The 25,007-nt window shown below is 38.8% G+C and carries 24 protein-coding genes and 5 tRNA genes; 25 read left to right on the top strand and 4 right to left on the bottom strand.

What is annotated here, in order from left to right; genetic code table 11:
• Positions 1–129: 129 nt before the first annotated feature.
• Positions 130–936, bottom strand: coding sequence for a hypothetical protein (locus RM539_RS09290; RefSeq protein WP_311503112.1), 807 nt, complete (start codon positions 934–936; stop codon positions 130–132).
• Between the two features lie 57 nt (positions 937–993).
• Positions 994–1,710, bottom strand: a complete 717-nt coding sequence (locus RM539_RS09285) for a class I SAM-dependent methyltransferase (RefSeq protein ID WP_311503111.1) — start codon at positions 1,708–1,710, stop codon at positions 994–996.
• Between the two features lie 11 nt (positions 1,711–1,721).
• Between RM539_RS09285 and RM539_RS09280 the strand changes: the two genes are divergently transcribed.
• Positions 1,722–2,219 (top strand): YkgJ family cysteine cluster protein, encoded by a 498-nt coding sequence (locus RM539_RS09280; protein ID WP_311503110.1) that lies wholly within the window; start codon positions 1,722–1,724, stop codon positions 2,217–2,219.
• A gap of 218 nt (positions 2,220–2,437) precedes the next feature.
• Here RM539_RS09280 and RM539_RS09275 read toward each other — a convergent pair whose 3' ends face one another.
• Entirely contained in the window at positions 2,438–3,682 is a 1,245-nt protein-coding gene (locus RM539_RS09275) for an exo-beta-N-acetylmuramidase NamZ family protein (protein ID WP_311503109.1), read from the bottom strand.
• A 9-nt stretch (positions 3,683–3,691) separates the two neighbouring features.
• On the opposite strand from RM539_RS09275, the gene RM539_RS09270 reads away from it, so the two are divergent.
• Positions 3,692–4,924: an ABC transporter permease gene (locus RM539_RS09270; protein ID WP_311503108.1), complete on the top strand. Its 1,233-nt coding sequence runs from the start codon at positions 3,692–3,694 to the stop codon at positions 4,922–4,924.
• Positions 4,925–5,125: 201 nt separating this feature from the next.
• Positions 5,126–6,133 (top strand): PLP-dependent cysteine synthase family protein, encoded by a 1,008-nt coding sequence (locus tag RM539_RS09265; protein WP_311503107.1) that lies wholly within the window; start codon positions 5,126–5,128, stop codon positions 6,131–6,133.
• A gap of 384 nt (positions 6,134–6,517) precedes the next feature.
• Here RM539_RS09265 and RM539_RS09260 read toward each other — a convergent pair whose 3' ends face one another.
• Positions 6,518–6,742, bottom strand: coding sequence for a hypothetical protein (locus RM539_RS09260; RefSeq protein WP_311503106.1), 225 nt, complete (start codon positions 6,740–6,742; stop codon positions 6,518–6,520).
• A 167-nt stretch (positions 6,743–6,909) separates the two neighbouring features.
• On the opposite strand from RM539_RS09260, the gene RM539_RS09255 reads away from it, so the two are divergent.
• The 22 genes from RM539_RS09255 to rpoB all read left to right on the top strand — a co-directional run bounded on the left by RM539_RS09255 (position 6,910) and on the right by rpoB (position 24,998).
• Positions 6,910–7,614 carry an SGNH/GDSL hydrolase family protein gene (locus RM539_RS09255; RefSeq protein WP_311503105.1) on the top strand — a complete coding sequence of 235 codons (705 nt, stop codon included), beginning with the start codon at positions 6,910–6,912 and terminating at the stop codon, positions 7,612–7,614.
• Positions 7,615–7,661: 47 nt separating this feature from the next.
• Positions 7,662–8,942, top strand: coding sequence for a DUF2851 family protein (locus RM539_RS09250; protein ID WP_311503104.1), 1,281 nt, complete (start codon positions 7,662–7,664; stop codon positions 8,940–8,942).
• 165 nt (positions 8,943–9,107) lie between these two features.
• Positions 9,108–9,338 (top strand): PspC domain-containing protein, encoded by a 231-nt coding sequence (locus tag RM539_RS09245; protein WP_311503103.1) that lies wholly within the window; start codon positions 9,108–9,110, stop codon positions 9,336–9,338.
• Between the two features lie 167 nt (positions 9,339–9,505).
• Positions 9,506–11,593, top strand: a complete 2,088-nt coding sequence (locus RM539_RS09240; RefSeq protein ID WP_311503102.1) for an amino acid carrier protein — start codon at positions 9,506–9,508, stop codon at positions 11,591–11,593.
• An 11-nt stretch (positions 11,594–11,604) separates the two neighbouring features.
• On the top strand, positions 11,605–12,468 hold the full coding sequence (locus tag RM539_RS09235; RefSeq protein ID WP_311503101.1) for a ComEA family DNA-binding protein: 864 nt from the start codon (positions 11,605–11,607) through the stop codon (positions 12,466–12,468).
• Positions 12,469–12,602: 134 nt separating this feature from the next.
• Positions 12,603–13,772: an acyl-CoA dehydrogenase family protein gene (locus RM539_RS09230; RefSeq protein WP_311503100.1), complete on the top strand. Its 1,170-nt coding sequence runs from the start codon at positions 12,603–12,605 to the stop codon at positions 13,770–13,772.
• 247 nt (positions 13,773–14,019) lie between these two features.
• Positions 14,020–14,214, top strand: coding sequence for a 30S ribosomal protein S21 (rpsU, locus tag RM539_RS09225; RefSeq protein ID WP_311483079.1), 195 nt, complete (start codon positions 14,020–14,022; stop codon positions 14,212–14,214).
• A gap of 125 nt (positions 14,215–14,339) precedes the next feature.
• On the top strand, positions 14,340–15,230 hold the full coding sequence (locus tag RM539_RS09220) for a tyrosine-type recombinase/integrase (RefSeq protein ID WP_311503099.1): 891 nt from the start codon (positions 14,340–14,342) through the stop codon (positions 15,228–15,230).
• Between the two features lie 31 nt (positions 15,231–15,261).
• Positions 15,262–15,564 carry a ribosome hibernation-promoting factor, HPF/YfiA family gene (hpf, locus tag RM539_RS09215; protein ID WP_311503098.1) on the top strand — a complete coding sequence of 101 codons (303 nt, stop codon included), beginning with the start codon at positions 15,262–15,264 and terminating at the stop codon, positions 15,562–15,564.
• Between the two features lie 99 nt (positions 15,565–15,663).
• A tRNA-Thr gene (locus RM539_RS09210) sits at positions 15,664–15,737 on the top strand.
• A gap of 205 nt (positions 15,738–15,942) precedes the next feature.
• A tRNA-Tyr gene (locus RM539_RS09205) sits at positions 15,943–16,024 on the top strand.
• A gap of 60 nt (positions 16,025–16,084) precedes the next feature.
• Positions 16,085–16,157: transfer RNA gene (locus RM539_RS09200), tRNA-Gly, on the top strand.
• A 389-nt stretch (positions 16,158–16,546) separates the two neighbouring features.
• Positions 16,547–16,618: transfer RNA gene (locus RM539_RS09195), tRNA-Thr, on the top strand.
• A gap of 58 nt (positions 16,619–16,676) precedes the next feature.
• Positions 16,677–17,864 carry an elongation factor Tu gene (tuf, locus tag RM539_RS09190; RefSeq protein WP_311503097.1) on the top strand — a complete coding sequence of 396 codons (1,188 nt, stop codon included), beginning with the start codon at positions 16,677–16,679 and terminating at the stop codon, positions 17,862–17,864.
• A 53-nt stretch (positions 17,865–17,917) separates the two neighbouring features.
• Positions 17,918–17,990 (top strand) — tRNA-Trp (locus tag RM539_RS09185).
• Between the two features lie 110 nt (positions 17,991–18,100).
• Positions 18,101–18,298, top strand: a complete 198-nt coding sequence (secE, locus tag RM539_RS09180; RefSeq protein WP_311503096.1) for a preprotein translocase subunit SecE — start codon at positions 18,101–18,103, stop codon at positions 18,296–18,298.
• A gap of 11 nt (positions 18,299–18,309) precedes the next feature.
• The gene (nusG, locus tag RM539_RS09175; RefSeq protein WP_311503095.1) at positions 18,310–18,861 is read left to right on the top strand and encodes a transcription termination/antitermination protein NusG; all 552 of its coding nucleotides are present in this window, start codon (positions 18,310–18,312) and stop codon (positions 18,859–18,861) included.
• 72 nt (positions 18,862–18,933) lie between these two features.
• Entirely contained in the window at positions 18,934–19,371 is a 438-nt protein-coding gene (rplK, locus tag RM539_RS09170; protein ID WP_311503094.1) for a 50S ribosomal protein L11, read from the top strand.
• 19 nt (positions 19,372–19,390) lie between these two features.
• Positions 19,391–20,089 (top strand): 50S ribosomal protein L1, encoded by a 699-nt coding sequence (gene rplA / locus RM539_RS09165; protein ID WP_311503093.1) that lies wholly within the window; start codon positions 19,391–19,393, stop codon positions 20,087–20,089.
• Between the two features lie 9 nt (positions 20,090–20,098).
• Positions 20,099–20,620, top strand: a complete 522-nt coding sequence (gene rplJ / locus RM539_RS09160; protein WP_311503092.1) for a 50S ribosomal protein L10 — start codon at positions 20,099–20,101, stop codon at positions 20,618–20,620.
• Positions 20,621–20,676: 56 nt separating this feature from the next.
• Positions 20,677–21,051, top strand: coding sequence for a 50S ribosomal protein L7/L12 (rplL, locus tag RM539_RS09155; protein ID WP_311503091.1), 375 nt, complete (start codon positions 20,677–20,679; stop codon positions 21,049–21,051).
• Between the two features lie 134 nt (positions 21,052–21,185).
• A complete protein-coding gene (rpoB, locus tag RM539_RS09150) occupies positions 21,186–24,998 on the top strand; it encodes a DNA-directed RNA polymerase subunit beta (protein WP_311503090.1) in 3,813 nt (1,270 codons plus the stop codon).
• Positions 24,999–25,007 lie beyond the last annotated feature (9 nt).

Genomic DNA, 25,007 nt, shown 5'->3' with positions numbered 1-25,007 from the left:
ATCTTTTCTCCTAAATAAGGATGGGAGCTTTTTCAGCTGCTTTAAAGAATGAATTTTAATTTTTTCAACCACAACCCCTAACCGATAAAGAAACCTTCTAACTTCCCACTTCTAACTTCATTTAATTCATTACCGGCCACCGTTTGCCTGTAAATCCCTAATGCAAAGATCATCCAGCATGGGTACACCGTTTTCATCCAGCATATTGGAAATTCCATAACCAAATTCTATGGAAGAACGCATAAGGCACCCACTGGTAGTGCAGTGTCCGTCGTTTTCGCTATCGGCATGATCAGACTGGGCTTCAGTACCAATGTCTACAAGGCCTAATAGATGCCCAAATTCATGGTTTAAGACCGCTGCCTCTACCGTATTACGTGAAGGATTTCCAGGTTTGGCAACAAAATCTTCTATAGTTTTACCGTATATAACCATAGATGTGTTCCTGAAAGCCGAACCTAATATTACCTTATTATCTTCATCATTTTCATTGCTGCCATCTGCATAATAAATAAAAACCGCAATTTCATCTCCTGCACTATAAACCGTTCTCTCTTGTTTCTCTATTTCAACAATTTCCTCTATTTCGAATGGTGCTTCTCCTGAAGATTCCACTGCACGTAAACTTATGTTGATGCCATCAGGCTTAAAGGTTCTTCTTTCCAGAAAATTTTTGAACATTTCCAGGGCATCAGAGTCTGGAGCATAACCCCTTACATATACAATTTCAAGATTCATGGAGGTGAACTCCTCATCGCTTAAAAGTTCGCTGGCTGAATCTCCCAACCCACGGAGATTGACACTTTTATCAATCCTGTCACTTAAATCTTCATTGTCTTTAGTACAGGAAACAGTAAAGCTAAAAAGTACTAAAATCAGCAACAGTTTGTTTAGCTGTATTTTCTTCGGAAAAACTTCAGGTATCTTATGCTTCATTACTTGGAGGTCGTATTTAAGATTTAAGGTCGGGTAGTAAACACCAAAAATATAAAATTACTTCATTTTTGGCTGCAGTCTTGCCAGATAATCATAATGTCTGCCCTTTTTTAATAGTTCACAGTCAAAGTTGTTATAACCGGCAATATATTTCAGCGACTCAAAATCTATATACAGCCAGTCAAAACTTTCAGATTGATCTCCTTTATAGCTTAGCTGAAACCGGATTTCTCCAATATACTTTTCACCTGGCTCCTCTTCATCTTCATCATCCCTTAAATAACTCAAATCTGAGGAATCAATTAACAGTTGTCCGCCGGGCAGCAATAAGGTTCTTATATGGCTGAAAAAAGAGTTCAGGTTTCTAAGATTGCTAATAATTCCTGTACCATTCATCAGCATCAGCAAGGTGTCGAATTTCTCATTTTTCAGCTTAAAGAAATCGAGATGGCGTACATCTCTAAGACCTCTTTCCGCAGCAATTTCCACAGTACCTTTAGAAGTGTCTATGCCGGTAACTTTTAATTTTCTGTTATTCTGAAGATAAAGTGCGTGGCTTCCAGCGCCGCATCCTACATCAAGTACCTTTCCGTAACAATTTTTTAAAGCCGTTTTTTCAATAGGAGGCATGTCGCAGAATTCCCGGAACAGGTAAGAAACAGGGATAATATCATCGTCAAAATCTGGTGAATGTACAATAATGTCGCTTTCATCCTGATGATGATAATAGGCTAAAATAGCCATTCCAAATATGTCTTTCTGGGTCTTATTCATATCTTTGCACTATGCAGGAAACGTTAGAAAATCTTCCCGACCGGGCCAAAGATAAGCATAAGGAGAATAAAAAGTTTTTTTCGAAATTAAGAAAAAAGCCTCCCAAAGATCTGGACAGGCAAATGCAGGAGCTGCATGAGGAAGAATTTGCCGAAACTAACTGCCTGAATTGCGCGAATTGTTGTAAAACCACCGGCCCACTTTTTACCAATAAAGATATTGAGCGCATTAGTAAACATCTAAAACTAAAGCCACAGCAGTTTATTGATAAGTATCTGCGGGTAGACGAAGATAAAGATTACGTGTTACAAGAGGTTCCATGTGCCTTTCTGGCTCCGGATAATTACTGCCTCATCTATGATGTGCGGCCTAAAGCCTGCCGGGAATATCCCCATACCGACAGGAAGGATTTTCATAAAATCTCTAATATCACCATTAAAAACACCGCTATTTGTCCCGCCGCTTACAACATTGTAGAAAAAATGAAGGCGAGAATTAAGCTGAAATAGTTGATTGATATTATAGATAGGACTTCTCCACTTCCACAGGAAATGACGGGAGTCAATTGACTTCTAAGAAAAATTCTAATTAGCTTTTAAGGCCTACTATTGAAAGGTTTTTTGATTTATAACATTTTTTAAGAACTTAAAAGATCATCATTTACTTTACGCACAAATTTTTGTTCTTGTGTCTTGCAGCATAGCGGTCTTTGGTCTTTAATCAGGTGCTAAGGTTTATAAATTAAATACTGTTCTCTTGTTCTTCGGAAATTTTCAAGCCCGACTTTCCAGCTTTCCCTAATTTCTTCAGCTGAAAGTCCGCTTTCAATTTGCTGTTGAAGTTTTTTAGTGCCTGCCAGTTTCGTGAAGAACGAGTTGAAAAATTCCGTTTTATCAGCAGTATTCTGGTAAGCTTCAATCAGCCACTCCAGGTTGATTTTTTCAGGAACATTAGCCTTACTTAGATCTTCTCCATAACAGGTTTTTCCCAAATGTTTCGGACTTTTCGCACCGGGCATAGATTGCGGGGTGTATATAAAGTCATAAATATCTTTATCTAAATAAGGTGAGCCGTAAACCTGGAATTGTTTGTGTGTTCCGCGGCCGGCATTTATATTGGTGCCTTCAAAAAAGCAAAGGCTTGGGTAGAGTTTTATGGCCTGGTCATTCGGTAAATTTGGGGAAGGTTTTACCGGAAGGCTGTATGGTTTGGAATGATCATAATTTTCCATTTCAGTTACAGTGAGATTGACTTTTTTTCCATTTTTAAGCCAGCCCTCGCCGTTGATCATTTTTGCATATTCTCCCATGGTCATGCCATGTACCACGGGAATAGGGTGCATGCTCACAAAACTTTGATGTTGTGGTTCCAGCACCGGTCCGTCAATATAATTACCGTTAGGGTTTGGGCGATCAAAAACCAGAACGTCTATATTATTTTCGGCGGCTGCTTCCATAATATAATGAAGGGAAGAAATATAGGTGTAGAACCTTGTGCCAACATCCTGAAGGTCAAAAATAAGGATATCGATTCCTTCTAACTGCTCAGCGGAAGGTTTTTTGTTATTGCCGTAAAGCGAAATAACCGGAAGTCCGGTTTTTGGATCTTTTCCGTCCTGCACTGCTTCCCCGGCATCGGCATCCCCGCGAAATCCATGTTCAGGGGCAAAAACTTTTTTAATATTTATTCCTGAACTTTTTAAGGAATCCACCAAATGAGTATAATTGCCGTCTTCCTTTTTAATTAATGAACTCTGGTTGCCAATAATTCCCACACTTTTATTCTTCAGCAATGGCAGGTAATTTTCAGTTCTGTTGGCTCCCACTATTATTTCTTCCAAAGGGCGGACAGTTTCTTCATTTTTTTGTTGTGGAAGAACTTCAGCGTTTTTTGGTTTGCTGTTTGTGTTTCCGCAGGAAAGAAAGCCTATAAGAGCGAATAAAAATGTACTTTTGAATAACCTTTTAATCATGTATCTGGTTTGAATTTCGAGTTTTTCGTTGTAAAACGGCTGATTAGCACTAAAAAGTATAAAAGTAGTATTTCCGCGCCTATAATGAAAATAGCAGTGGTTGCTATTGCTATTGGGGTGATTATGATGCTGGTTTCTTTTGCTACCGGGCTTGGACTTCAGCAGAAAATAAGGGACAAAATTGCTGCTTTTAACGGCCATGTTATTATTTCAAATTATGACAATAACAGTTCGCAGGTTACCCTTGAGCCGGTTTCAAAAGATCAGGATTTTTATCCCAATTTTGAAAAAGTAGAAGGTATTGAGCATCTCCAGGCCGTCGCTACAAAATTTGGGGTTATACGAACAGCGACCGATTTTGAAGGCGTGATTGTAAAGGGAGTGGGAGAAGATTATAACTGGAAATATTTCAAGGATTTCCTGGTGCAGGGTGAATTGCCCGATGTTCAGAATAAACTGAATGATGAAGTGCTTATTTCAGATTATCTGGCTAACCGGCTTCAGCTAAAAGTAGGAGATAAGGCTCCCACTTATTTTTTAAGAGAAGATAATGAGCGCCCATTATTACGTGCTTTTGTAATTACGGGTATTTACGATTCAGGCTTTCAGGAATTTGATGAGCTGTACATGATTGCCGATATAAGGCATATTCAGAGGCTGAACAGGTGGGAAGAAGATGAAGTGGGAAATTTTGAAGTTTTTATAGATGACTTTGATGAAATTGATTTTAAAGGAAATCAGATTTATGAAAACACGGGTTCTTTCCTTGATACCCAAACCATTAACCAAAAGTATTATGCTATTTTCGAGTGGCTCTCCCTGTTCGACTTTAATATTGCGCTTATTATAGGGATAATGATTTTAGTGGCGGGAATAAATATGATTACCGCTTTGCTGGTGCTAATCCTGGAAAGAACACAAATGATTGGCGTGTTAAAAGCCCTGGGAAGTACCGACTGGACCATCAGGAAGATCTTTTTGTACAATGCCGGATATCTTATTCTGCGTGGGCTCTTCTGGGGCAATTTAATAGGAATAGGACTGCTGTTGCTTCAGAAGTATTTAAAACTATTTCCTCTGGACCCGCGCACGTACTATGTCACTGAAGTTCCGGTTTACCTGGATTGGGATTATATAGTAGCTGTGAATATTGGAACCTTAATACTGTGTATGCTGATGCTGCTCATTCCCTCCATAATTATCTCTAAAATTTCACCTGTAAAAGCGATGAAATTTGAGTGATAAAGTGAAGAGTGAAAAAATAGTAGTTTTTAACAGACAACAGACAACAGACAACAGACAACAGACAACAGACAACAGACAACAGACAACAGACAACAGACAACAGACAACAGACAACAGACAACAGCCTAAGGCAAAATCTGTAGTTATTCGCGTGTTCTGCGGAGAAAATTTTACATTTGCACATCTTAAAATGAAAGAATGGAATACGCAGAAAATATATTAGGTACAATCGGCAATACGCCGCTAGTGAAAATGAACAGGATCACGAAGGAAATTGATGCGCTTGTACTTGCCAAATATGAAACTTTTAATCCCGGGAATTCTGTAAAAGACCGTATGGCTCTAAAAATGGTGGAAGAAGCCGAAGCCAACGGCCGGTTAAAACCCGGCGGAACAATTATAGAAGGAACCTCAGGAAATACAGGTATGGGGCTTGCCCTTGCCGCTATAGTAAAGGGGTACAAAATGGTGTGCGTGCTTAGTGATAAACAAAGCAAGGAAAAAATTGATATTTTGAAGGCGGTAGGCAGTGAAATTGTAGTTTGCCCTACCGATGTACCGCCGGATGATCCAAGATCGTATTATTCCGTTTCCCGTCGTTTAGCTGAAGAAACTCCCAACAGCTGGTATGTAAATCAATATGATAATCTGGCAAATACCAAAGCGCATTATGAAAGTACCGGCCCTGAAATCTGGAGACAGACCGATGGAAAGGTTACTCATTTTGTAGTAGGGGTGGGTACCGGCGGAACCATTTCCGGTGTTGGGAAATATCTGAAGGAGCAGAACCCCAATATCAAAGTATGGGGAATTGATACCTATGGTTCGGTTTTCAAAAAGTATCATGAAACGGGTGTTTTTGACGAAAAAGAAATATATCCTTATGTAACTGAAGGAATTGGAGAAGATATCCTGCCTAAAAATGTGAATTTCAGTGTAATTGATGGTTTTACCAAGGTAACCGATAAAGATGCGGCTATTTATACTCAGAAACTTGCCAAAGAGGAAGGTTTTTTTCTTGGAAACAGTGCAGGGGCAGCTGCAAAGGGTTTGCTTCAGCTAAAAGAACATTTTACCAAAGATGATGTGGTGGTGGTTCTTTTTCATGACCATGGAAGCAGGTATGTTGGTAAGGTGTTTAATGATGAATGGATGAGGGAAAAAGGCTTTTTGGATGAGGGGCCTGTGGAAGATGAAATTTCGTAAAAATTTAAAAGCTGCCTTCCCCGGCGGCTTTTTTATTTCCTAAGTGTATGTGTTGGAAAAAATAAAATGAAAGAGCGCTGCTAAAATACATTAGGACATCTATATAATCTGCCGTATATCTGTTCATAATTTCTGGAAGGAAAAATTCAAAATACCAACTATAGAAAACGGTGAGAACTAAAATTGGGGAAATACCTAGTTTTAAATTATAATCTTGTTTTAGCCACTGTACCGTTATTAAGCATATTCCCAGTACCACCGGCATGCAGAGGAAATCTTTCAGATGGTATAAAATCCAATTTGGAAGATCGAGGCGTATAATGATAGCAGCTTCAATATTTAGAAATAAAATGGAACAGGTAAGGCAAAATAACCATAACAATTTCATATCGCTACCAGAGATATAATAAATGCCAGAATACCGCCTATAACCATTACACTTATCCAAATAGCATAACCGGTTTTGGCAAATGCCTGAACAATAGGGTTTCTCTTTTTTTCTTGGGCGTCACCACTGTTACCGGCTTCTTTTCCGGAAAACTCTGAAGAGGTCTTTTTGTAATCCCTGGCTTTATGGTTCTGATGGTTTTCTTCCTGTGGATCTGGCATGATTAAGTAATTAGTGGAATAAAAAATACGAAAAAACACTTTGATAGATTAAGAGTTTCTACCGTTTTACCAGAGATTTAACTTTTATCTCCTACCAAGATTTTCAAAAAATGCAGGTAAGACTAAAAGTCCTTTAAATTGTTTAATTTGGAGCAAAAATTATATAGATGAGAAACATATACTTCCTAATATTCGTAGGGCTATTAACCGCCTGCAGTTCTACTTCTGAAACCACCAACCCCCCGGCACAGCCTTCTACTGAGGATTATAATTACAGCTACCTTGCTCTTGGAGACTCCTATACAATTGGAGAAAGCGTAGAAACAGATGACAGGTGGCCGGTACAACTGGCTGTGGCCTTAAGGGAACGTGGCTATAAAGTGGCACCTCCCAAAATAATCGCACAAACCGGATGGACTACACGAGACCTTTTGGATGGGATTGAGGATGAGCTTAACGTTCAGCGGGATTTTGATCTTGTTTCAATTTTAATAGGAGTAAATAATCAATACCAGCAACGTTCTATAGATGAATATGAAACGGAACTGCGGGAGGTTTTTAGAAAAGCCATAAACCATAGCAAGAACAGGGAAAAAGGTGTATTTGCCTTAAGTATTCCGGATTATGCTGCCACCCCGTTTGGACAGGATAATGCTGAGGTTATTACCGAAGAGGTCAACCAGTTCAATGCTGTTTTCCGGGAGGTGGCTAATGATTATAATGTGCCATTTTTCAACATCACTCCCATTTCCAGAAGAGCTGAGGACAATCCCGGACTGGTTGCACAGGATGGTCTGCATCCAAGCGCTCTCATGTATCAATATTGGGTGGATGAGGTTTTGGAGGAGGTGACTCAGATACTTCAGGAATAATTTTATTTTGCTGATTTTCAGATTGATATTTTCCCTACTTTTAGTAGATGCAGGAGGATTTTCTACATTACATCTGGAAATTTCAAAAATATAATTTCACCAATGCGGTAACTACTGCAGGGGAAGAAATTGTAGTAGAGGATGCAGGTTATCATAACAGGCTTTCCGGTCCCGATTTTTTTAATTCCAGGATAAGAATAGGTGGTCAGCTATGGGCTGGCAATGTAGAGATTCATTTAAAGTCTTCAGATTGGTATGCCCACAAGCATGAATCAGATGAAAGCTATGATAATGTAATACTTCACGTGGTATGGCAGCACGATATGGAAATTTACAGAACCAATAATTCCGTTATCCCTACGCTGGAGTTAAAACATATTGTGCATTTGGAGATATTGGAGAAATATGAACTTCTGCTTGCCCGGGAGCCCAGGTGGATTAATTGTGAAAACTCTTTTGCACAATTTGACAATTTTGAGACTTTACATTGGCTGGAGCGGCTTTACTTTGAGCGGATGGAGCAGAAATCACTTCTAATTTCAGAACTATTGCAGAAGTCGGAAAATGATTGGGAAGCAGTTCTTTTTCAGCTTCTGGCCAAAGGCTTTGGCCTTAATGTCAACGGGGATTCTTTCCTGAGCATTAGCCAAAGTTTCAACTTTACAATTTTCCGCAGAAATCAGTTGGAAAACCTGAAGCTGCAAGCCATTTTATTTGGTCAGGCCGGACTGCTTGAAGAAGAGCATGAAGATATTTATTATCAGAAACTTAAAAAAGAATTTAAATACCTGCAGTATAAATACAGGCTGACCAATGATGGAGTGATTAAGCCGAAATTTTTTCGTTTGCGGCCGGATAATTTCCCTGTTATCCGGTTAGCACAGCTGGCAAAAATTTATTCAGATACAGGTAGCATTGTTGAAAAAGTTATTAATGCTAGTGGTGTAGAAGAGCTCCTCGGCATTTTTGAGGTAGAATTAAAAGATTACTGGAAATCGCATTATAACTTTGGAAAAGAGCATCTGCCGAGGAAGAAAAGAACCACTAAAGCTTTTATTGATCTTATTTTAATCAATATCATAATTCCATTTCGGTTTGCCTATTCCAGTTACTTGGGCAGGTCCGTTGAAACTGACCTGGAGCTTTCTGAAAAAATTCCTGCCGAAAAGAATTCCGTAATTTCAGGATTTACTGCTCTTAAACCAGGAATTGCCGTTAGTGCAATGGAATCCCAGGCTTTATTAGAATTGAAGAAAAATTATTGCGATCTAAACAGATGCTTACAATGTGAGTTTGGGATGAAATACCTTCAGCAAAATGTAAAATAATTCCCTTTATGGTCCGCTATAGGCAAAGTGTTTTATCAGGTTGATTATATTTATATGAGGTTAGATGATAAGAAAACCTGCTTTATAGCCAGACAGCTTCGTCGTTATCAACTTTAATTTGTAGCTAATTACAGGAATCAGTATAATTTTAATAATTTTGCTTCCATGCAGAGCTTTATCTACGATACCCGATATTTTTTTGAAAGACGTGGCTTCTATGTCTCGTCAAGGTTGGCCGATAAGCTAGGGATACGCGCCAAGAATGTGAGACTATTCTTTATTTATGCATCCTTCTTTACCATGGGGGCAGGTTTTGTTATCTATTTGACGCTGGCTTTTTGGCTAAAATTAAAGGATCTTGTGTACACCAAAAGAACATCGGTTTTTGATCTTTAAGATTTCATTATTATTGTATTTCTAATTCAGGAATAAAACCTGGAGGAGCAGAATGTAATCCTTAACAGTTTCTTTAGAATTTAACTCCTGAAAATTTGAAATAGGCTATTTTTTTAGCATCTTGCTGCGCTGAAAAATTAATCTAATCTAAATACTCCGCGAGACATATGAGAAAGTACTTACTTTCATTCCTTTTTCTATTTTCTTTATTATCAGGATTTGCTCAGGAAATTACCGTAAATGCTGAAGTTGGGAACCCCTCAAATATTATTAATGACGGTTTTATAGACCTTGAAGTATCCGGAGGAACTCCTCCCTATACATACGAGTGGACCAACCAGGAGACACCTCTGGATTCTAAACGTTCTGAGGGGCTTACAGAAGGAGTTCCTTACAATGTTACCGTTAGTGATAGCCAGGGAAATTCTGTCACCAAAAGTTTTAAAGTAAAAGCTGAAGCCATCACCGAACATTTCAATGGTACTTTTGTACCTATAGTTGAGGGGATGACTTACATCTTATTCTGGGATCCTTTCGCTGCACTGGGTATTTACGATCCAGTTCTATATGCCGATGTGAAATATGTTGCTACTCCCGGCTGGAGCGCAGATGTGCAGGATAAATTTGTACTTCAGGAATGGATTGTAGAAGAAGGAGCCCATGTTCAGGAAGGTGAGTCTATTGCCATTGTTAATTCCGGCCAGGATGGGAGTATAGAGGTGGCAGCGCCTGCCTCTGGTACCGTTAACTATTTGGTAAAAGAGGGAAATACGATCTTTGATTATGAGAATCCTGAAGATTTAATTGAAACAGGAGCTCATTATCTGGCCGAAATTGAATATGATGAGCCGGTAATGCTTACACATCCCAATGGAACTCCTCAAGCCAATTCGATTCCATTTATTGTAGTGTGGCTTATTTTTGGTGCAGCTTTTTTTACTTTTAAAATGGGCTTTATTAATATAAGAGGCTTTGGTCATGCGCTGGAACTCGCTAAAGGTAAATACGATGATCCCAATGCTCCCGGAAGTATTACCCACTTCCAGGCCCTTACAACTGCTGTTTCTGCTACAGTAGGTCTCGGAAATATAGCCGGGGTGGCAGTAGCAATATCACTGGGAGGAGCAGGTGCAACTTTTTGGATGATTATTGCTGGTTTACTTGGAATGTCTTCAAAATTCGTGGAATGTACCCTTGGAGTGAAATATCGCTTTATTAATTCTGAAGGAAGAATTTTTGGTGGTCCTATGAATTACCTGCGTTACGGACTGGAAAAGCGAAACATGCGAGGTCTGGGTAAATTTCTTGCCGGATTTTTTGCTATTCTGGGGATAGGAGCTTCTTTTGGAGGAGGTAATATGTTCCAGGCCAATCAGTCTTTTGAAATTCTTCAGGGCCAGTTCCCAATGCTTGCAGGAAATGGCTTTTGGTTTGGGCTTGTGGTTGCTATTCTTGTTGGAATAGTAATTATTGGAGGAATTAAAAGTATTGCCAATGTAACAGGCAAAATAGTTCCTTTTATGGCTGCAGTTTATGTAATTGGTGCTTTAATTGTAATAGGCATTAATATTGAAAATATTGGCCCTGCCTTTACAGCTATCTGGGACGGGGCTTTTAGTCCTTCAGCTTTAAAAGGGGGAATTATAGGAGTATTAATTGTAGGTTTCCAGAGGGCGGCATTTTCTAATGAAGCCGGGGTAGGTTCTGCCGCAATTGCCCATAGTACTGCCAAAACAAATAATCCGCCTTCTGAAGGTTTTGTGGCCCTGCTGGAACCGTTTATTGATACGGTTGTGGTATGTACACTTACAGCTTTGGTACTCATCTTTACAGGAATGCACGAAGTAGAAGGAGTAGGAGGGGTAGAACTTACCTCTTCGGCTTTTGCCAGTGTAGTTTCATGGTTTCCTTATGTATTGGCGGCGGCGGTATTTTTATTCGCTTTTTCAACAATGATTTCATGGTCTTATTATGGTATGAGAGCGTGGACCTATTTATTTGGAAAGAGTGCAAAAACAGAGCTTATTTATAAAATTTTATTTCTGGTATTCGTTGTAGTAGGATCGTCTGTAGGTTTAGGAGCTGTATTGGTATTTTCTGATATGATGATCCTGGCAATGTCATTCCCTAATATTATAGGCCTGTATATCATGTCTGGGGAAGTTAGGCAAGACCTTCGGGAATATTTTAGGAAACTTAAGGCAGGTGAACTTTTTACGGCTTCAGGTAAACCTAAGGAAGTGAATCAAACCTAATGGTCTAAAATATGAAGTCTTTTAAATCCCATTTTGTTTTCAACAGAAGTCAGCAAAATGGGATTTTTATTTTGGTGTTTGTAATTATTATTCTGCAGGTTATTCTGTTTACCGCAGATTTTTCTTCGGATGCTGAGCCTCCGGAGATCTCTGATGAAGAACTGGAAAGCTTTCAGAAAATGATAGATTCTGTAAAACTGGCCGGAGCTGAAAAAATTACAGAAGTCTTTCCTTTCAACCCTAATTACATCACCGATTTTAAAGGCTACACCCTAGGGATGTCCCCTGAAGAAATTGATCGCTTATTAAAATTTCGGAAAAGCGGGAATTGGATCAATTCAGCAGGAGATTTTCAGAAAATTACTGGTGTTTCCGATTCTTTACTAAAAGAAATTTCTCCATATTTTAAATTTCCGGAGTGGGTTCAGCAACAGCAAGAAGCGGTGGCAAATTTGAAAAATCCTGTTCCTGTTGCAAAGAAGGATATTAATATGGCTGGGCTTGAAGATCTTGTGGAAGTAAACGGCGTAGGGGAGGTGATTGCACAAAGGATTATTAACTATCGTAGTAAAATTGGTGGTTTTGTAGATGATATCCAGTTAAAGGATATTTACGGGCTTAACTTTGAAAACAGGGAAAACCTTCTGCGGAATTTTTCCGTACTTACCAAACCTGATGTTGAGAAGAGAAGTATTAACGCCATAGGTATTCTGGAACTTTCTGAAGTTCCCTATTTTAATTATGAACTGGCCCGAGAGGTTATAAATTACAGGCAACTGCACAGTGGAATAACTTCTTTTGAAGAATTGGCAAAAATCAATAGTTTTCCTGCTGATAAAATTGATAGAATTAAATTATATTTGACAATAAATTAATTATTCTGAAATAAATATAGTTTTTAGAAATTTATCTGAAAATTATAACATTTCCAAAATAGCCTTTATTTTAGAGATTTAATTTGAAGGTTATCAGGAACCTTTTTTAAAGGTGACATAATAAAATTGCTAATATGAACAGTATGTATTTTACAGAGGAACACGAACTTTTCAGGAAGAGTTTTCAGGAATTTCTTCAAAAGGAAGTGGTGCCTCATATTGATAAATGGGAAAAGTCAGGAACCATAGAAAGGTTTATCTGGGCGAAATTTGGGGAAATGGGATATTTTGGTCTTAATCAACCCGAGAAATACGGTGGATTAAACCTGGATCTTTTTTATACAGTAATCTTCCTGGAAGAATTACAAAAGATAGATTCCGGCGGTTTTGCCGCTGCTATGTGGGCGCATGCCTACCTGGCCATGACGCATGTGAAAACTGAAGGAAGTGATGCAATAAAGGAAAAATATCTTACAGCAAGTATAGACGGGGAGAAAATTGGCTGCCTTTGTATTACTGAACCATTTGGTGGCTCTGATGTTGCCGGAATGCGAACTACAGCAGAGAAGAGAGGTGATAAATATGTAATCAATGGCTCTAAAACTTTTATTACAAATGGCGTATATTCTGATTACTTAGTAGTTGCAGCCAAGACCAGTCCTGAAAAAGGTAATAAAGGGATGAGTATCTTTATTATAGATCGTGATACTCCCGGTATATCCGCCGGAAAGCTTGACAAATTAGGCTGGAGGGCTTCAGATACTGCTGAAATAGCTTTTGATAATGTAGAAATTCCTTTGGATCACCTTATGGGAGAGGAAGATAAAGGTTTTTCCTACATTATGCAGCATTTTGCCATGGAGCGGCTAATAATGGGTATTAATGCGCATGCCCGTGCAGATTATGCCCTGAATTACGCTTTAAAATACATGTCTGAAAGGGAGGCCTTTGGGAAGAGTATTGATAAATTTCAGGCACTAAGACATTCAGTAGCCGATATGGCGAGTGAGATAGAAATGTGTAGGGAGTTTAATTATTCTGTTGCCAAAAGGATGCAGGAGGGAATTTATGTGGTAAAAGAGGCAAGTATGTCTAAGCTACTTTCTACAAAAATGGCTGATAAAGTAATCTACGACTGTTTGCAAATGTTAGGTGGTTACGGATATATGGAAGATTATCCTTTAGCCAGATTGTCCCGGGATAGCAGGCTTGGCCCAATCGGTGGCGGTACTTCTGAAATTTTGAGAGAAATTATCGCTAAAATGATAATCGATAAAAAGGAATATAAACCTGCCGCGTATTAACCTGATTGGCATTTTGGCGAAAATTGCTTTTCTAATTATCGCTAAAATGATAATCGATAAAAAGGAATATAGGCCTGCCGCATATTAATTTTAAGGGATAAATGCTAAGTGCAAAGTGAAGAATGGGCAATTTTCCTCACTTTCCATTTACCTGATTTGAAATTAAAAAAATCAAATTTTAATTGTGAGTTTGTAATTTTGAAGTATCTTTGCAGCCTAATAATTTTTAAAGAAAGGAGGTGACACTATGTTAATAATACCAGTAAAAGACGGAGAAAATATTGATAGAGCGCTGAAGCGTTTTAAGAGAAAGTTTGATAAAACCGGAACAATGCGTCAGTTGAGAAGTCGTCAGCATTTTACAAAACCGTCAGTAGAACGTAGGGCTCAAATCCAAAAAGCTGAATATATTCAGCATCTTAGAGATCAGGAAGAAATTTAGTATTTCATTCAGTTCTTTTCGAGGAGAGATTTAAATAAATCCAATGAAGCCCTGCTTCTTTGGTATGATTATATCTACTGTTGGTAAACAAAAGTTTCTTAGCTTTGTTTACCAACAGTTTTTTTATGCCCTATCCTGAATTCTTCGATTATCTCCAGCTTGAAAAAAAATATTCTTCGCTTACCATAAAGGCGTATAAAAGTGATCTGGAATCATTTCAGGCATTTATTCAGAAGGAATATGAAACTGAAGAAATTTTTCATGTAAATTATAGCCAAATAAGAAGCTGGATTGTACAGCTGGTGGAAAACGGCATTTCTAACAGAAGTATTAACAGGAAAATTTCTTCCTTAAAGGCTTTTTACAAATTTCTTCAGAAAACAAAGCAAATAGATTTTTCTCCCCTGGCTAAACATAAAGCATTAAAAACAGCCAAAAAATTACAGGTTCCTTTTTCAGAAAAAGAAGTCTCAGATGTTTTTGAAGCTATGGATATTAATAGCTTTGCAGGTCTTCGGGATAAACTAATTGTGGAGTTGTTTTACTCTACCGGAATCAGGCGCATTGAACTTATTGAAATTAAACTACCTGACGTTGACCTTTCCAATGGGATGCTTAAAGTGTTGGGAAAAAGAAATAAAGAACGCTATATCCCTTTGTTGCCTGCTGTGGTGGAGACTATAAAGGCTTACCTGAAGGAAAGAAAGGAAATAGAGGGGGGTGATGATAAATCCTATTTATTTCTTTCAAGTAAGGGGAAGAAACTATATGAAAGTTTTGTTTATCGGTTAATTAATAATTATTTTAGTAAAGTTTCCGGTAAGTTAAAAAAGAGTCCGCATATTCTGCGGCATTCCTTTGCCACACATTTGCTGAACCAGGGAGCTAATCTTAATGCTGTTAAGGAACTATTAGGACATACCAGCCTGGCGGCTACACAGGTCTATACCCATAACAGTATTGCAGAGTTATCCAAAGTGCACCGCCTGGCGCATCCAAGGAACAGGAAAGACTAGATCAACCATTGTTTAATTAAATATATAAATTATGAAAGTAAATGTGCAATCCGTAAATTTTAATGCAGATCGAAAACTCATAGATTTTATTCAGAAGAAACTGGATAAGCTGGATAATTATTATGATAAAATAATTTTCGCTGATGTTTATCTTAAGGTGCAGAATACAAGTGGTAAAGAAAATAAAACTACAGAGGTTTTATTAAGTGTTCCGGGAGGGGATGTAATGGTTAAGAAAACCTGCAAGAAATTTGAGGAATGTGTAGATGAGTGTATTACTTCCTTACAACGACAGCTTATTAAAAGGAAGGAAAAATTGAATGCTCATGTATAATTTTTTTATTAAAAATATTTTGAGAAAGAAATATTTTAATTACATTTGCAGTCCGTTAGAAATAGCGGACTTTTTTATGCTGAAAAAGTAGCGTAAAAAGCCGATGTAGCTCAGCTGGCTAGAGCAGCTGATTTGTAATCAGCAGGTCGTGGGTTCGAGTCCCTCCATCGGCTCTGAAATTTTTAATTTTCTGTTATTAAAAATTGAGTTTTTAATTAAAAGGCTGATTTTTAACAAACTGAAAAAAGTTCTCAAAAATTTTGAAGTAATGCTTTGGATGGTGCTGTAAAATTGTTTTTATTTGCAGCCGCAAAAATACCATCATAAAGCTTAGCTGGTAAAAAAGCTACGGTTCTATGAAATAGTGGAAATAATTTTGGGGAGATACTCAAGCGGCCAACGAGGGCAGACTGTAAATCTGCTGTTTTTAACTTCGCAGGTTCGAATCCTGCTCTCCCCACAAAAAGCAAAGGTTTAAAGTTAGTTTCTTAACGTGTTTCTTTATCCTTTGTATTTTAATGCGGGAGTAGCTCAGTTGGTAGAGCGTCAGCCTTCCAAGCTGAATGTCGCCGGTTCGAACCCGGTCTCCCGCTCTAAAGACTTTCTTGCCAAAACAGGCTTTGATTTAGTTCAGGTTGTGTTGAAGGTGGAAAGCAGAGTGAGAAGCCTGTCCCGGGAGCTGGAAAAGCGAATCGAAGGGAACCGGATCTTCCGCTCTAAGCAGTCTGGAACTTTGGGTTCATGATGGCTTTGTAATAAGTGGAAGTGTTATTTTTCTTTCGCTAATGATTTTAGAGATCTGGTCTTGGGGCCGATTTTTCTGATTTTATTTATTTGCAGGCTTTGAATTTAGAAACAGAAGACGTTGAGTGATCTTCTGTATTGTTGTAGGCAATATTTATCCCGTAAACCATCAGGTTTAAGGTTTTTGTTGTTTGTGAAAATGAAATTTAAAGTCGGGATGTGTGACATCTCAATATAAGCCGACGTAGCTCAGGGGTAGAGCGCTTCCTTGGTAAGGAAGAGGTCACGAGTTCAATTCTCGTCGTTGGCTCTTGTTTTGTATAAAATTGAACACTAATATATAACTAAGATTAAAATAAGTATTAATTATGGCAAAGGAAACTTATGATCGTTCCAAACCGCACCTTAATATTGGTACAATTGGACACGTAGATCACGGAAAAACAACTTTAACAGCAGCGATTACACGTGTAATGGCTGACGCTGGTTATTCAGCGGCCAGTGCTTTCGATCAAATCGACAACGCTCCTGAAGAAAAAGAAAGAGGTATTACAATTAACTCTTCACACGTTGAGTACTCGACTGCAAATCGTCATTACGCTCACGTTGACTGTCCTGGTCACGCCGATTATGTAAAGAACATGGTAACTGGTGCTGCTCAGATGGATGGTGCTATTTTAGTAGTGGCTGCAACTGATGGTCCTATGCCACAAACCCGTGAGCATATCTTGCTTGGACGCCAGGTTGGTATTCCAAAAATTGTTGTGTTCCTAAATAAAGTTGACCTTGTTGATGATGAGGAACTTCTTGAGTTGGTTGAAATGGAAGTAAGAGATCTTCTTTCTTTCTATGAGTATGATGGTGATAACGGACCTGTAATTTCTGGTTCTGCACTTGGAGCTCTTGAAGGTGACGAGAAATGGTCTAAAACAGTTCTTGATCTTATGGAGGCTGTAGATTCATGGATTGAATTACCGGAACGTGATGTTGATAAGCCGTTCCTGATGCCAATCGAAGATGTATTCTCTATTACTGGTCGTGGTACTGTTGCAACCGGTCGTATTGAAACTGGTGTGGCTAACACCGGAGATCCGGTAGAAATCATTGGTATGAACGCAGGTAAACTAACTTCTACTATTACGGGAGTTGAGATGTTCCGTAAGATATTAGATAGAGGGGAAGCTGGTGATAACGTTGGTATCCTTCTTAGAGGTATTGAGAAAAGCCAGATTTCAAGAGGTATGGTAATTACCAAGCCTGGATCTGTAACTCCTCACTCTAAATTTAAAGCAGAGGTTTATATCCTTAAAAAAGAAGAAGGTGGACGTCACACTCCATTCCACAACAACTACCGTCCTCAGTTCTACGTACGTACAACTGACGTAACAGGAACAATTAACCTTCCTGAAGGAGTTGAGATGGTAATGCCAGGTGATAACCTTACTATTACTGTAGAGTTAATCCAACCTATTGCAATGAACCAGGGACTTCGTTTTGCTATCCGTGAAGGTGGTAGAACAGTAGGTGCTGGTCAGGTAACTGAGATTTTAGATTAATAACAGTTTAGAATATAGAGGTATCCCGTTTTAACCCGGGGTACCTTCTTTATACGGGTTTAGCTCAGTTGGTAGAGCACTGGTCTCCAAAACCAGGTGTCGGGAGTTCGAGCCTCTCAACCCGTGCTACAATGTTGAAATCTTCTTTTCCTTTTATGATTTCGGCTAAAACATAATCACGTTACGAGGAACCTGTCCTATAGGAAGTCTCTCCATTCGTGCAAATAAATATAAAAATGGCAGGAATTGTTAATTATGTATCAGAGTCTTACAACGAACTAAAAAACCATGTTACCTGGACAAGCTGGCCTGAAGCTCAACGCTTAACTATTGTAGTTGCGGCATTTTCAATTATCTTCTCGCTTTTGATTTGGGGTGTGGATTCTTTGTTCAGTCAGGTTATCGAGCAATACTTCGAATGGATTAAATCTTAAATTAAGTACACATGGCAGAAGTAAAGGATAAAAAATGGTATGTAGTTCGCGCCGTTAGTGGTCAGGAAAATAAAGTTAAAGATTATATTGAAAGAGAGATCGCCCATCATGGTCTGGAAGATCAGGTAGATCAGGTTCTGGTTCCTACAGAAAAGGTTATTCAAATAAGGAATGGCAAAAAGGTAAATAAGGAAAGAGTATATTTTCCCGGTTACATAATGGTGCAGGCAAATTTAATAGGGGAGATTCCTCATATTATAAAAGGTATTAATGGTGTAATTGGATTTTTGGGTGAAACAAAAGGAGGAGATCCTGTGCCGCTTAGAAAATCTGAAGTTAACCGTATGCTTGGTAAAGTGGATGAGCTTTCTGTTAAAGAAGATAATGTGGCGATTCCGTTCACTCTTGGTGAAACTATTAAGGTAATAGACGGGCCTTTCAATGGATTTAATGGAACTGTAGAGAAGATTAATGAAGAAAAGCGTAAACTTGAAGTGATGGTAAAGATCTTCGGAAGAAAAACTCCATTGGAGTTAAGTTACATGCAAGTAGAAAAAGTATAAACTAACTGTTACATATTTTTTGATAGTTTTTTCAGCTTCCACTCAATAAACTATCACTTAAAAATTTGAAAAATGGCAAAAGAAGTAAGTAAAGTTGTAAAACTACAAGTTCGAGGAGGTGCTGCTAACCCGTCACCACCAGTTGGACCTGCTTTGGGTGCTGCCGGAGTAAATATCATGGAATTCTGTAAGCAATTTAATGGTAGGTCTCAGGACAAGCAAGGAAAAGTACTGCCAGTTGTGATTACTGTATTTTCAGATAAGTCTTTTGATTTTGTAATCAAGACTCCACCTGCAGCAGTACAATTGATGGAAGCAGCTAAAACTAAGAAAGGTTCTGGGGAGCCAAACAGAAAAAAGGTAGCAAGTGTTTCTTGGGATCAGGTTAAAGCTATTGCAGAAGACAAAATGCAGGATTTAAATGCATTTACTGTGGAGTCTGCGATGAAAATGGTTGCCGGAACAGCGCGTTCTATGGGAATCACTGTAAAAGGTAATGCACCGTTTTAATCCAAAAAGAAATTAAGAAATGGCAAAAGTAACTAAAAAGCAAAAAGAAGCTCAGGCTAAAATCGAAAACGGAAAACTGTATTCGGTAGCAGATGCTTCAGCTTTAATAAAAGAAGTTTCCAACGAAAACTTTGATGCTTCTGTGGATTTGGCGGTTCGTTTGAACGTTGATCCAAGAAAAGCAAATCAAATGGTTAGGGGGGTTGTAACACTTCCTCACGGTACCGGAAAAGATGTAAAAGTTTTGGCTTTGGTGACTCCTGATAAAGAGGAGGAAGCTAAAGAGGCCGGTGCAGATTTTGTTGGTTTGGATGAATATCTTGATAAAATTAAAGGCGGCTGGACAGATGTTGATGTAATTATCACTATGCCCAGTGTTATGGGTAAATTAGGTCCCCTTGGTAGAATTTTAGGACCAAGAGGTTTAATGCCTAATCCCAAAACTGGAACAGTAACTATGGATATCGCTAAAGCGGTTTCTGATGTGAAAGCAGGTAAAATTGACTTTAAAGTTGATAAAACAGGAATTGTTCATGCTGGAATAGGTAAAGCATCTTTTGATGCTGAAAAAATAGCTGGTAATGCAAGAGAATTATTAACTACGCTGGTAAAGTTGAAGCCTCAGGCTGCCAAAGGTGTCTATATAAAGAGTATTTATATGGCTAGCACCATGAGCCCGAGTGTGGCAATTGACACTAAAAAGTTTACTGAGCAATAATAAGTTATTATGACAAGAGAAGAAAAATCACAAGTAATAGAAGATTTAACTGCCCAGTTAGCTGATACTCCAACCATATATTTAGCAGATATCTCTGGTTTAAATGCAGGTGCTACTTCTAACTTAAGAAGAGCATGCTTTAAAGCAGACATAAAGCTATCGGTAGTTAAGAATACATTGCTGGCCAAGGCTATGGAAAATGTGGATAAGGATTTTGAAAATCTTCCATCTGTTCTTAAAGGCAATACATCTATAATGTTAGCTGAAACCGGAAACGCTCCGGCTAAAGTTATCAAGGAATTCAGAAAAAAATCTGAAAAACCTCTTCTTAAAGGAGCTTTCGTAGAGGAAGCAGTTTATGTAGGAGATGATTACCTGGAAACATTGGTAAACATCAAATCCAAAGAAGAAGTTATTGGAGATATTATCGGAATATTACAATCACCTGCCAAGAACGTTGTTTCTGCGCTTAAATCTGGTGGTGGTAAACTGGCCGGTATTCTGAAGACCCTTTCTGAAAAGGAAGGATAAATACGTACGCACTTTTTAACAATTATAAATAAAGAACTTTTTAAAACGATAGAAAAATGGCAGATTTAAAAGATTTCGCAGAACAATTGGTTAACTTGACTGTAAAAGAGGTTAATGAGTTAGCTGATATTCTAAAAGAAGAATATGGTATCGAACCTGCTGCTGCAGCTGTAGCTGTTGCTGGTGGTGCCGGAGGTGGTGAAGAAGCCGCTGAAGAACAAACTGAATTTGATGTAATCCTTAATGCTCCGGGTGGATCTAAATTAGCAGTTGTAAAACTTGTTAAAGAACTTACCGGACTTGGACTTAAAGATGCTAAGGAATTAGTAGACAATGCTCCAAAACCAGTAAAAGAAGGAGTTGCTAAAGACGAAGCTGAAGCACTAAAAGCACAGTTAGAAGAAGCAGGAGCCGAGGTTGAGCTTAAATAAGCTTGACGAAAGCAATATTATTTAGGTTTAGGCCTCAGGATACGCTCCTGAAGGTCTAAACCCTTTTGCGTATATAACGGCACAGTCCTTGTAACGCACCCACATATATAACTAAATTATAATTCCGTCCATAGATGTTAGCAAAGCAAACTGAAAGATTGAGTTTCTCTTCTGTAAAGAACAGGCCTGATTATCCCGATTTTCTGGATATCCAGATTAAGTCATTTCAGGACTTCTTTCAATTAGAAACAAAATCAGAAGAGCGGGGAAATGAAGGTTTATATAATACCTTCTTAGAGAACTTCCCAATTACGGACACCCGTAACCAATTTGTACTTGAATTTTTAGATTATTTTGTGGATCCGCCAAGATATTCTATCCAGGAATGTATTGAGCGTGGTCTTACCTATAGTGTTCCGCTTAAAGCAAGATTGAAGCTTTATTGTACAGATCCGGAACATGAAGATTTTGAAACAATCGTACAGGATGTGTATTTGGGAACAATCCCTTATATGACCCCTAGTGGAACCTTTTGTATCAATGGTGCAGAGCGGGTTGTAGTTTCTCAGTTACACCGTTCCCCCGGCGTTTTCTTTGGACAATCTTTCCATGCTAATGGAACAAAATTATATTCTGCCCGTGTAATTCCTTTTAAAGGATCATGGATAGAATTTGCTACCGATATCAATAGCGTTATGTATGCTTATATCGATAGGAAGAAAAAATTACCTGTTACCACTCTTTTCCGTGCAATCGGTTTTGAACGTGATAAGGATATTCTTGAAATTTTTGATCTTGCTGAAGAGGTTAAGGTATCAAAAACAGGACTTAAGAAAGTATTGGGTCGTAAACTTGCGGCCCGTGTATTGAATACCTGGTATGAAGATTTTGTTGATGAAGACACTGGAGAGGTAGTTTCAATTGAACGTAATGAGATTGTATTAGATCGTGATACAGAACTTGAAAAAGAACATATAGAAGAAATCGTGGAAACCGGAAGCAAAACTATCCTTCTTCATAAAGAGGATAATCAGACCGGTGACTATGCAATTATTCACAATACACTACAAAAAGATCCTACCAATTCTGAAAAAGAAGCGGTAGAACACATTTATCGTCAGCTGCGTAATGCTGAGCCGCCAGATGAAGAAACTGCGCGTGGTATTATAGATAAATTGTTTTTCTCAGATCAGCGTTACAGCCTTGGAGAAGTTGGTCGTTACAGAATGAACAAAAAGCTTGGTCTTGATGTGGCTATGGATAAGCAGGTGCTTACCAAAGAAGACATTATTACCATTGTTAAGTATTTAATAGAGTTGATTAACTCTAAAGCTGAGATTGATGATATTGATCACCTTTCCAACCGTCGTGTTAGAACCGTAGGTGAGCAGTTGTCTCAGCAATTTGGTGTTGGTTTGGCTCGTATGGCACGTACTATTCGTGAGCGTATGAACGTTCGTGATAATGAGGTATTTACTCCGATTGATTTGATTAACGCAAAGACATTGTCTTCTGTGATCAACTCTTTCTTTGGGACTAACCAGTTGTCACAGTTTATGGACCAGACGAACCCGCTTGCAGAGATTACTCACAAGCGTCGTCTTTCAGCACTTGGACCAGGTGGTTTATCAAGGGAAAGAGCAGGTTTCGAGGTACGTGACGTTCACTATACGCACTATGGAAGACTTTGCCCTATTGAAACTCCTGAAGGACCAAACATTGGTTTGATCTCTTCACTTGCAGTTTACTCTAAGGTAAATGGTATGGGCTTCATTGAAACTCCTTATCGCACGGTTTCCGAAGGGAGAATTAATCTTTCTGAAGAGCCTATTTATTTAAGTGCTGAAGAAGAGGAAGGAAAGAAAATTGCCCAGGCAAATATAGATTTAAAAGAGGATGGTACTATAGAGCCTGAAAAAGTTATTGCCCGTATGGAAGGTGACTTTCCGGTTGTGGATCCAAAAGAGGTTCATTATACCGATGTTGCTCCTAACCAAATTGCTTCTATTTCAGCTTCATTAATTCCGTTCCTTGAACATGATGATGCGAACCGGGCATTGATGGGATCAAACATGATGCGTCAGGCTGTACCGCTTTTAAGAGCAGATTCTCCTATTGTGGGAACAGGTCTTGAAAGACAGGTAGCTACAGATTCCCGTGTATTGATTAATGCTGAAGGAGATGGGGAAGTGGAATATGTTGATGCAAACCAGATCACTATCAAGTACGATCGTACTGAAGAGGAGAGAATGGTAAGTTTTGACAGTGATTCCAAAACTTATAATCTTATCAAATTCCGTAAGACCAACCAGGGAACTTCTATCAACCTGAAGCCAATTGTAAGTGTGGGGGATAGGGTAGCTAAAGGTCAGGTGCTTTGCCAGGGCTATGCCACCGAGGCTGGTGAGCTTGCTCTTGGTAGAAACATGAAGGTTGCTTTTATGCCATGGAAAGGTTACAACTTTGAGGATGCAATTGTAATTTCTGAAAAAGTGGTTAGGGATGATATTTTCACCTCTATTCATATTGATGAATATTCCCTGGAAGTTCGTGACACCAAATTAGGTAATGAAGAATTGACCAATGATATTCCTAACGTTTCAGAGGAGGCTACAAGAGACCTTGATGAGCACGGTATGATTAGAATTGGTGCCGAAGTTAAACCTGGTGATATTCTAATTGGAAAGATCACTCCAAAAGGAGAAAGCGATCCTACTCCTGAAGAAAAACTTTTGAGAGCTATCTTTGGTGATAAGGCAGGAGATGTTAAAGATGCGTCTCTTAAAGCTTCTCCGTCATTAAGTGGAGTGGTAATCAATAAAAAACTTTTCGCGAGGGCTATAAAAGACAAGCGGAAAAGAGCTCAGGATAAAGAAGATATTTCAGCCCTGGAGCAAAAATATGAAGCTAAGTTTCAGAGTTTAAAAACTGATCTGGTAGATAAATTATTTGCTATCATTGGCGGAAAAACTGCTCAGGGTGTTCAGAATGATCTTGGAGAAGAAGTAATGCCAAAGGGTAAGAAATATACTCTTAAGATGTTAAATGCTGTAGACGATTATACTCACCTTACCCAGGGTACCTGGACTACAGACGATCACCTGAATACTTTAGTGGCAGATCTCCTGCATAATTATAAAATTAAAGAAAATGACCTTCAGGGTAACCTAAGAAGGGAGAAATTTACCATCTCTGTTGGAGATGAGCTTCCTTCCGGTATCCTTAAACTTGCTAAAGTTTACATCGCCAAGAAACGTAAGCTTAAAGTAGGGGATAAAATGGCGGGACGTCACGGTAACAAAGGTATTGTTGCAAGAATCGTTCGTCAGGAAGATATGCCATTCCTTGAAGACGGAACACCGGTAGATATCGTGTTGAACCCGCTAGGGGTACCTTCACGTATGAATATTGGTCAGATTTATGAAACTGTACTCGGTTGGGCTGGTCAGAAAAACGGTAAGAAATATGCGACTCCTATTTTTGATGGTGCAACTATTGATCAGATTAACGGTCTAACCGACGAAGCCGGTATTCCAAGATATGGTCACACCTATCTTTATGATGGCGGTACAGGAGAGCGATTTGACCAGCGTGCAACTGTAGGGGTGATTTACATGTTGAAATTAGGGCACATGATTGACGACAAAATGCATGCGCGTTCAATTGGTCCTTACTCATTAATTACCCAACAACCACTTGGTGGTAAGGCACAATTTGGTGGTCAGCGTTTTGGTGAGATGGAGGTTTGGGCACTTGAGGCTTATGGAGCATCAAGCACCCTTAGGGAAATCTTGACCGTAAAATCTGATGACGTGATAGGAAGGGCTAAAACCTACGAAGCAATCGTGAAGGGAGAGCCTATGCCGGAACCGGGATTACCAGAATCTTTCAATGTACTTATGCATGAATTGAAAGGTCTTGGCCTGGACATTAAGTTAGAAGAATAATATACTGTT

It is taken from the genome of Autumnicola musiva (assembly GCF_031846585.1).
Classification (GTDB): domain Bacteria; phylum Bacteroidota; class Bacteroidia; order Flavobacteriales; family Flavobacteriaceae; genus Autumnicola; species Autumnicola musiva.
This window is presented reverse-complemented; position numbering and strand designations above follow the sequence as displayed.

Bases quoted from the DNA above. Each gene is read 5' to 3' on its own strand.
- RM539_RS09290 (WP_311503112.1), bottom strand. From the start codon at position 936: ATGAAGCATAAGATACCTGAAGTTTTTCCGAAGAAAATACAGCTAAAC.
- RM539_RS09285 (WP_311503111.1), bottom strand. From the start codon at position 1,710: ATGAATAAGACCCAGAAAGACATATTTGGAATGGCTATTTTAGCCTAT.
- RM539_RS09280 (WP_311503110.1), top strand. From the start codon at position 1,722: ATGCAGGAAACGTTAGAAAATCTTCCCGACCGGGCCAAAGATAAGCAT.
- RM539_RS09275 (WP_311503109.1), bottom strand. From the start codon at position 3,682: ATGATTAAAAGGTTATTCAAAAGTACATTTTTATTCGCTCTTATAGGC.
- RM539_RS09265 (WP_311503107.1), top strand. From the start codon at position 5,126: ATGGAATACGCAGAAAATATATTAGGTACAATCGGCAATACGCCGCTA.
- RM539_RS09260 (WP_311503106.1), bottom strand. From the start codon at position 6,742: ATGCCAGATCCACAGGAAGAAAACCATCAGAACCATAAAGCCAGGGAT.
- RM539_RS09255 (WP_311503105.1), top strand. From the start codon at position 6,910: ATGAGAAACATATACTTCCTAATATTCGTAGGGCTATTAACCGCCTGC.
- RM539_RS09250 (WP_311503104.1), top strand. From the start codon at position 7,662: ATGCAGGAGGATTTTCTACATTACATCTGGAAATTTCAAAAATATAAT.
- RM539_RS09245 (WP_311503103.1), top strand. From the start codon at position 9,108: ATGCAGAGCTTTATCTACGATACCCGATATTTTTTTGAAAGACGTGGC.
- RM539_RS09240 (WP_311503102.1), top strand. From the start codon at position 9,506: ATGAGAAAGTACTTACTTTCATTCCTTTTTCTATTTTCTTTATTATCA.
- RM539_RS09235 (WP_311503101.1), top strand. From the start codon at position 11,605: ATGAAGTCTTTTAAATCCCATTTTGTTTTCAACAGAAGTCAGCAAAAT.
- RM539_RS09230 (WP_311503100.1), top strand. From the start codon at position 12,603: ATGAACAGTATGTATTTTACAGAGGAACACGAACTTTTCAGGAAGAGT.
- rpsU (WP_311483079.1), top strand. From the start codon at position 14,020: ATGTTAATAATACCAGTAAAAGACGGAGAAAATATTGATAGAGCGCTG.
- RM539_RS09220 (WP_311503099.1), top strand. From the start codon at position 14,340: ATGCCCTATCCTGAATTCTTCGATTATCTCCAGCTTGAAAAAAAATAT.
- hpf (WP_311503098.1), top strand. From the start codon at position 15,262: ATGAAAGTAAATGTGCAATCCGTAAATTTTAATGCAGATCGAAAACTC.
- tuf (WP_311503097.1), top strand. From the start codon at position 16,677: ATGGCAAAGGAAACTTATGATCGTTCCAAACCGCACCTTAATATTGGT.
- secE (WP_311503096.1), top strand. From the start codon at position 18,101: ATGGCAGGAATTGTTAATTATGTATCAGAGTCTTACAACGAACTAAAA.
- nusG (WP_311503095.1), top strand. From the start codon at position 18,310: ATGGCAGAAGTAAAGGATAAAAAATGGTATGTAGTTCGCGCCGTTAGT.
- rplK (WP_311503094.1), top strand. From the start codon at position 18,934: ATGGCAAAAGAAGTAAGTAAAGTTGTAAAACTACAAGTTCGAGGAGGT.
- rplA (WP_311503093.1), top strand. From the start codon at position 19,391: ATGGCAAAAGTAACTAAAAAGCAAAAAGAAGCTCAGGCTAAAATCGAA.
- rplJ (WP_311503092.1), top strand. From the start codon at position 20,099: ATGACAAGAGAAGAAAAATCACAAGTAATAGAAGATTTAACTGCCCAG.
- rplL (WP_311503091.1), top strand. From the start codon at position 20,677: ATGGCAGATTTAAAAGATTTCGCAGAACAATTGGTTAACTTGACTGTA.
- rpoB (WP_311503090.1), top strand. From the start codon at position 21,186: ATGTTAGCAAAGCAAACTGAAAGATTGAGTTTCTCTTCTGTAAAGAAC.